2 protein-coding genes and 2 pseudogenes are annotated in these 6,571 nt (G+C 77.5%); all 4 read left to right on the top strand.

What is annotated here, in order from left to right; translation table 11 throughout:
• Positions 1-278: 278 nt before the first annotated feature.
• Positions 279-2,525 (top strand): annotated as a pseudogene (locus tag RKE29_RS26860) (CDP-glycerol glycerophosphotransferase family protein); the annotation flags it as partial.
• A 427-nt stretch (positions 2,526-2,952) separates the two neighbouring features.
• Positions 2,953-4,902, top strand: coding sequence for a stealth family protein (locus tag RKE29_RS26855; protein ID WP_312008255.1), 1,950 nt, complete (start codon positions 2,953-2,955; stop codon positions 4,900-4,902).
• Positions 4,875-6,122 (top strand): FkbM family methyltransferase, encoded by a 1,248-nt coding sequence (locus RKE29_RS26850; RefSeq protein WP_312008254.1) that lies wholly within the window; start codon positions 4,875-4,877, stop codon positions 6,120-6,122. The genes RKE29_RS26855 and RKE29_RS26850 overlap by 28 nt, the downstream gene beginning before the upstream one ends.
• Positions 6,119-6,571, top strand: a pseudogene (locus tag RKE29_RS26845) (hypothetical protein); the annotation flags it as partial. The gene RKE29_RS26850 and the pseudogene RKE29_RS26845, both read left to right, overlap by 4 nt.

The following is a 6,571-nucleotide window of genomic DNA, read 5'->3' as shown; positions in this document are numbered from 1 at the left end:
GCCGTGGCCTGGCGGCTCCCGGAGCCGCGGCGGGGCCGCCCGCGCGGGCCGCGGACACGGGCCGCACGCACGGGCCGCGGGCGGCGGGTCCCGGCCAAGCGGCCGACCGGAGTTCCGGGCCGCCTGCGGTGGGCCGAACGGGGCATCTTGCGGGGCGCTCCGCCCCGCCTACCGGGCTATTCCGCGGATTTTCACATCATGGGTTGAGCACACCAATCCGTACCGCATTGTCATGCGTGGCCCGCAAGCCCCTGCCGCGTCGACCGATGGGATGACCCTTGCCCCGGTTCAGCGTCATCGTCCCCGCGTACCAGGTCCAGCCCTACCTGCACGACTGCCTGCGCTCGGTGCTCGGCCAGGACTTCACCGACCTCGAACTGATCGCGGTCGACGACCACTCGCCCGACGCCTGCGGGGCGCTCATCGACGAGGCGGCGGCCGAGGACGCGCGCGTACGGCCCGTCCACCTCACCGAGAACGTCGGCCTCGGCCGCGCGCGCAACGCCGGCCTGAAGCACGCCACCGGCGACTACGTGCTCTTCCTCGACGGCGACGACACGCTCACCCCCGGCGCCCTGCGCGCCATCGCCGACCGCCTGGAGCACACCGCCGACCCGGACGTGCTCGTCTACGACTACGCGCGCGTGTACTGGACCGGGACGGCCGTCCGGAACGTACGCGGCCACCTGCTCGCCCAGACCGGGCCCGACGTCTTCCGCCTCGCCGACCGGCCCGGGCTGCTGCGCCTGCTGACGGTGGTGTGGAACAAGGCCTACCGCCGCGACTTCCTCGCCCGCGCGGGCGTCACCTTCCCGCCCGGCTACTACGAGGACGTCCCCTGGACCTACCCGGTGCTGCTGTCCGCCGGCTCGATCGCCGTCCTGGACCGGGTGTGCGTGCACTACCGGCAGCGGCGGCACGGCGGCATCCTGCACACCACCAGCCGCCGCCACCTGGACGTCTTCGACCAGTACGACCGGGTGTTCGCCTTCCTGGCCGGCAGGCCGGAGCTGGCGCGCTGGCGGCCCGCGCTCTTCCAGCGCATGCTCGACCACCTCGTCGTCGTTTTCAACGCCCCGGGACGGCTGCCGCCCGGCGCCCGCGCCGAGTTCTTCCGGCGCGCCGGGGCGCACCACCGGCGCCACCGGCCGGCCGCCGCCCGCACCCCGCCCGGCCGCGCCCGGTGGCGCGGCCTGCTGCTGCGGTGGAAGGCGCGCCGCGCCTTCCAGTGCGCGCGCGCCGCCGAGCGGCTGCGGCGCTGGGCCCTGGCGCTGGCCCGCCGGGCCTACCGGAGGCTGCGCGCGGCCGTGCTGCGCGTCCACTACCGGCTCCAGCGCCTGCGGCCCCTCGACCCCGGTCTGGCCGTCTTCGCCGCCTACTGGCACGGCGGCTACGCGTGTAGCCCCGCCGCCGTCGAGGCGAAGGTCCGCGAGCTGGCCCCGCACCTGCGCACCGCCTGGATCACCACGCCCCGGTACGCGCACACGCTGCCGCCCGGCACGACCCGGCTGCACCCCGGCACGCCCGCCTACTGGACCGCGCTCGCGCGTGCCACGTACCTCGTCAACAACGTCAACTTCACCCGGCGGCTGCGCAAGCGGCCCGGGCAGATCCACCTCCAGACCCATCACGGCACGCCGCTGAAGCTCATGGGCCTGGACCTCCAGGACCGGCCCGCCGCCGCCCGCGGCATGGACTTCCGCACCCTGCTGGAGCGAGTGGACCGCTGGGACTACAGCCTGTCGGCCAACCGCCACTCCACCCTCGTGTGGGAGCGCGTCTACCCGTCCGGCTACACCACCCTCGAACTCGGCTGCCCGCGCAACGACGTCTACCACCGCGCCACCGCCGCCGACGTGCGGCGGCTGCGCGCGCGCCTCCGAGTGCCGGACGACACCGTCGCCATCCTGTACGCGCCCACCCACCGCGACTACCGGCGCGCCGCGGGACCCCGGCTCGACCTCGGCCGCCTCGCCCGCGCGCTCGGGCCAGGCTTCACGGTGCTGTACCGGGCGCACTACTTCGACGTCGACGACCAGACCCCCGGATGGCGCCGCGGCGCGGGCCCGTCGGCTGCCCAGGACGGTGCGTCGCCTGCCCAGGACGGTGTGCTGGACGTCTCCGGGCACCCGCGCGTGGAGGAGCTGTGCCTGGCGGCCGACGCGCTGCTGACCGACTACTCGTCCATCATGTGCGACTACGCCAACCTCGACCGCCCGATCGTCGTCCACGCCGACGACTGGGACGCCTACCGGGCCGTGCGCGGCACGTACCTCGACATCACCGCCGCACCGCCCGGACCGGTGTCCCGCACCGAGGCGGAACTGGTCGAGATCTTCACCAGCGGCGCCTGGCGGGACGAGCGCTCGGCCGCGCTGCGCGCCGCCTTCCGGGCCCGCTTCTGCCCGTACGACGACGGACTGGCCGCCGAGCGGGTGGTGCGGCGGGTCTTCCTCGGCGAGCCCGACGCCCAACTGCCGCCCGTCGTGCCGCTCGCCGCCCGCCGTCCCGCCCCGGCCGCCCGGCAGCCCGACGCGGTGGCGGCGCTGCCCGCCCCCCCGCGACTGACCGCCCCCGCGACTGACCGCCCCCCCGCGACTGACCGCCCCCCGCGACTGACCGCCCCCGCGACTGACCGCCCCCCCGCGACTGACCGCCCCCCGCGACTGACCGCCCCCGCGACTTACCGCCGACCGTCCCGCGCGACCGACCCGAAGGCCGCCGCCCGCCCCCGGGCGACGGTCGGCCCCACCCGAGGACGCCACCATGACCCTCACCGCTCCGCCCGCCTCCCGGCGCTCCCGGCCCGTCCCGTCCTGGCCCGCCGAGTCGCCCCTGGTGCTCCGCTACCGGCGCGCCGTGCCCCTGCCGGTGCGCCGCGCGGTCGTCGCCCTCACCGGGGCCGGACTGCGGCGCGCCGCCGTGCGCGGCCTCGGACGGCTGTCGGGGCACGTGGGCGCGCTGCGGCTGGGCGTGGCCTGCCGCGCGCTGCGCGGGGCCGGGCTGCCGGCGGGCGCCGACCGGATCGTGGTCCTCACCCGGCACGGCGCGCGCGTCGCGGCCGTCACGCCCGGCCTGACCCCGCTGCACGCGCGTGGCGAGAACCTGCGGCTGGTGTGTGAGGCCCTGGAGCGGGCGGGCGTGGAGCACTTCGTCGTGCGCGGCTACGGCAACGTCTCCTCCGCCGTCGGCGTGCGCGCCGACGACCGGCCCAGGGTGGCCGCCGCGCTCACCGCCCTGTGCGCGCGGGAGGCCGGGTACGTCTCCCGGCCCGGGCGCCGGTCGTCGCCCGGGGCCGTGCCGCGCCTGGGCACCGCACGCGCGTGGCGGCGGCTGGCCGGGGCGCCGGTCGTCCGGTTCACCCGGTTCCACGCCAGCCCGGGAGCCGAGCTGGTGCTGGGCCCGTCGCACGGGTGCGACATCGAGTTCTGGACGCGCGGGGCGGGCGGCGCCCAGGACCGGCTCTTCGCGCCGCGCTTCAACCGTACGACCGGTTCGGTGCCCTGCGACGGCTTCGCGGTGTACGTGCCGGGCCACCTGTTCACCCGGCTCGCCCCGGCCTGGGGCGGCCCCGCCGGACCGGGGGCCGCGGGGCCCGGTCCGGCCCGTCCCGTACGGTCCGGCCCGGCCGGGCGCGGCCCCGCCGGAGGCGTTCCGGCCGGGGTCCCGGCCGGGGGACTGCCGCCGTCCCAGGACGGCCGCGCGGTGCCCCAGGACGGCCGTGCGGCCCGCGCCGTCGGCACGGGCCGGACCGGCGGCCGTGCGGGCCCGCCGCCGCTGGACGGCCCTACGGGCGGTCCGGGCCGCACCGGCCCCGCGGCCCCGCCGCTCCCGCCCTCGTCCTCGTACGGGCCGCCGTGGCCGCTGGTGCGCACCCGCCCGGAGTTCACCCTCCGGCTGCCGGACGAGGTCCGCTTCCCCGTCGACGCCGTCTACACCTGGGTCGACGGCGCCGACCCGGACTGGTGCCGCCGCCGCGCCGCCAGCTGCGGCCGGGCCTACCACGAGCACGCGGCCAACGCGGCCCGCTACGCCAACCGCGACGAACTGCGCTACTCCCTGCGCTCCCTGCACATGTACGCGCCCTGGGTGCGCCACGTCTTCCTGGTGACGGACCGGCAGGTGCCGCCCTGGCTGGCCGCGTCCCACCCGGGCGTCACGGTGGTGGACCACCGCGACATCTTCGACGACCCGCGCGTGCTGCCGACGTTCAACTCGCACGCCATCGAGACCCGGCTGCACCACATCGACGGCCTGGCCGAGCACTTCCTGTACTTCAACGACGACGTGTTCCTCGGCTCGCCGGTGACGCCGCAGGACTTCTTTCTCGCCAGCGGCGTCACCAAGTTCTTCCCGTCCCGGGCGCTGGTGCCGCTCGGCCCGGCCGACCCCGGCGCGGACGTCCCGGTGTCCGCGGCGGGGCGCAACAACCGGCTGCTGCTCGGCCGCAGGTTCGGCGTCACGGTCACCCAGAAGATGAAGCACACGCCGCACGCCCTGCGCCGGAGCGTGCTCGCCGAGATCGAGCGCGAGTTCCCCGGCCCGTACCGCGCCACCATGGCCAGCAGGCTGCGCAGCGCGTCCGACATCTCGGTGCCGTCCGCGCTGCACCACCACTACGCGTTCCTCACCGGCCGCGCGGTGCCCGGGCGGCTGGCCTACGCCTACTTCGACCTGTCCCAGCCGAACGTCGCCGCGCGCCTGTCGCGGCTGCTGCGCACCCGCCGCTGCCAGGCGTTCTGCCTCAACGACACGGTGTCCTGCGAGCGGGACCTCGCGGACCAGCTCACCCTGCTCCGCCCCTTCCTCGACGCCTACTTCCCCGTCCCCGGCCCGCTGGAGCGGGCCATCGCACGACAGGAGGCGCGCCGGCCATGCCCCTCGCCATCACCCTCCCGCTGAACCCCGACGCCCTGGCCGCCCACGGCCCGTATCCGCGCGCGCTCAACGTGCTCAGCCGCAAGCAGACCGCCGTGCAGCGGCAGCTGCGCCGCGCGGGCCTCGCCGGATACGAACCGCTCACCCAGGCCACGCTCCTCGCCCTCGCCGGACAGGCGCCCCCGGGCGGCGCGGTGTACGACGTGGGCGCGCACATCGGCCTGTACGCGGCGCTGGTCAGCGCCGTCTACGGGCCGGGGAGCGGGCTGCGGGCGGGGCCGCGCACGTACGCCTTCGAGCCGACGCCCGGCACCGCCCGCCTCGCGCGTGAGGTCGCCGCGCACAACGGCCTGGACTTCGAGGTGGTCCAGGCCGCGGTCGCCGCCGCGCCCGGAACCGCCGAGCTGTACCTGTCCCACACCACGGAGTCCTCCAACTCCCTCAACCCGGCGCACCGGGGACGGGACAGGTCGCTCACCGTTCCCGTCACCACGGTGGACGCCTTCACCGCGGAGCGGTCCGCCGCGCCGCACCTGATCAAGATCGACGTGGAGACCTCCGAGGCCGCCGTGCTGGCCGGGGCGCTGCGGACCGTGCGCCGCCACCGGCCGTGGATCGTGTGCGAGCTGCTGCCGGGCGCCGACCACGCCGCCCTGCGCGCGGCCCTCGCACCGCTGACGGCCCTCGGCTACGGCCTGCACCTCATCGCCCCGGAGCACCCCTGGCGGTGCCACGACGAGACCAGCTACCGCGCGCTGGTGGGCGGCCAGTGCCGGGACTGGCTGCTGGCCCCCGGCCCGCTGACGCCGGGCTTCCACCGGTCCGTACGGCGCTGGCTGATCGCGATCCTCGCCTGCGACGAGACGACCAACCTGCTCACGCCGGGCGGCACGCCCTTCCCACCCGGCTGGAACGCGCCGTACACCCGGCCCGCGGCGCCGCCCGGCACCCCGTACGAGCCGCCCGCGCGGGCCGTCGTTTCCGGCCGCGTGTTCGGCGGCCGGGCTCCGGCGGGTGTGCCGGGCGGCGTGCCGTCCGGCGTGCTGGGCGGCTTTCTGGGCGGTGTCCTGGGGGGCTCGGCGCGGGGCGCAGGGCGGGTGCGCACGCCGGTCGCCTCGACACGTCCGCGGTACGGGGCCGTCGCGTACGGGACCGGCGTACCGCCGAGCCGGGGCGGGGGCGGCGCCTGGCGGAACCGGTGGCGCGGCGCGGCCGCCCGCGTGCGCCGGGCGGTGGCGCCATGACGCGCGGGGGCGCGGCCGGACCGGACCACCCGCCTGAGCCCTCGGTGCGCCACCGGCTGACGGAGATGGCGTGGCGGGCGGACGGCGCGCTCCGGCTGGCCGGGCACGTGTCCGAGGCCTGCGACGGGGACGGCCCCGGGGGCGGTCTCGGGGGCGGTGTCGGCGGCGTGGAGCTGGTGCTGCGGCGGTGCGAGGACGGGCGCGAGGTGCGGATCGCGGCGGTGACCGCCGCGGCGGCCGTGACGACCACGTCGGTCGGGACGACGCCGCGGGCCGCGCCGACCGCGGCGGGCCCGTCGCCCGCGGCCGGTGCGCCGTCCGCGACGACCCCGGTGGCCGCGGCCTTCACGGCGGACGGGCCCGCGTCGGCCGTACTCGGTCCGGCCACGGCCGGGGCGGCCGTGACGGGTCCGGCCGCACCCGCCTCGGTCGTGCCGACGCTTGGCGGG

Source organism: Streptomyces sp. B1866, from assembly GCF_031932565.1.
GTDB lineage: Bacteria > Actinomycetota > Actinomycetes > Streptomycetales > Streptomycetaceae > Streptomyces.
The sequence above is the reverse complement of the archived record's forward strand: the minus strand, read 5'-3'. Positions and strand labels throughout refer to the sequence as shown.